Annotated in this window: 1 protein-coding gene; it reads right to left on the bottom strand. The window is 64.2% G+C overall.

All coding sequences use genetic code 11. The features are described 5' to 3' along the window. Positions 1-727 (bottom strand): IS30 family transposase (locus GONAM_RS22725; protein ID WP_157159200.1); only part of this gene is annotated, 727 nt, incomplete at its 3' end. Positions 728-1089: the final 362 nt, after the last annotated feature.

The following is a 1089-nucleotide window of genomic DNA, read 5'->3' as shown; positions in this document are numbered from 1 at the left end:
TTTGGGGTACCGCCTCAGTCATGGCGGCGGCCACGGTTTCAGCGGTGTGGTCATCACGTAGATGCAGCAGCATCACAAACCCGGTGGTGCGCTCGACCAGCGTTCCGATCGCCGAGGCGTTCCCGGCGCCCATGATTAGGTCGCCCTCCCAATGACCGGGCACCGCCCGGTCATCTGCTTCGGCCGGCCGTTCACTGATCGACACCATGTCCTTGAACCGACTACGACCAGACGGGTTGCGACCCTGTGATTTACGACGGATACGGCCAGTACGCAATGCGGCTTGGACTTCTTTCTTCAGGCCGCCTCTGGCTTGGACATAGAGGGCCTGGTAGATCGTTTCGTGCGACACCTGCATCTCCGGGTCGTCGGGAAACTCCACCGCCAACGATCCCGAGATCTGTTCGGGGCTCTGGCGAAGTTTGAGTCGATCAGCGACCTCAGTGTAGAGCCGACTACCGGGCACCAGTTTGCGTTGTTTGGGGCGGCGCCGAGCGGCATCGACCCTGTTCTGGGCTACCAACGCCCGATACCGACCCGCCCGATCAGTCGGTGTTCCACGGGCCAATTCCCGGCTGATCGTTGAGCGTGCCCGTCCCATCAACCCGGCGATCTGCGCCGGACGGTAGTGGGCGGTGACCAGCTCTTCGATCCGGCATCGATCGGTCCAGGACAGTCGGCCTCGACCGGGGTCGACGACGGCTTCTAGCTGCGGGTTGCTCGTCACCGGACGCACCCCACCAGCCTGCTTGAACCAGGTCTGACCAGCCCACTTCGACACGCCAGCGGCTCTGGCTGCGGCCCCGACGGTCAACCCTCGACGCAGCCCACCCCAGAACACCTCACGAGTCTGAGCCGACTTCGGCCGACCCTGACCGCGACCGCTGGGCAACGACCGACCAGCAGCATGCATCCACGCGTAGCCGGTATACGGAGACACCCCGATCGATCGGGCCGCGGCCACCACCGAGGCTCCCGACTCGATCTCAACCCAAAACCGGGTCCGTAGCTCCTCGCCAACACGCACCCCAGCAACAGCCACCACAGCCTCCACAAGTCAGGCTGTTGCAGCGATCACTTGAACCTGCC

Source organism: Gordonia namibiensis NBRC 108229, from assembly GCF_000298235.1.
In the GTDB taxonomy this organism is placed as follows: Bacteria; Actinomycetota; Actinomycetes; order Mycobacteriales; family Mycobacteriaceae; genus Gordonia; species Gordonia namibiensis.
This window is presented reverse-complemented; position numbering and strand designations above follow the sequence as displayed.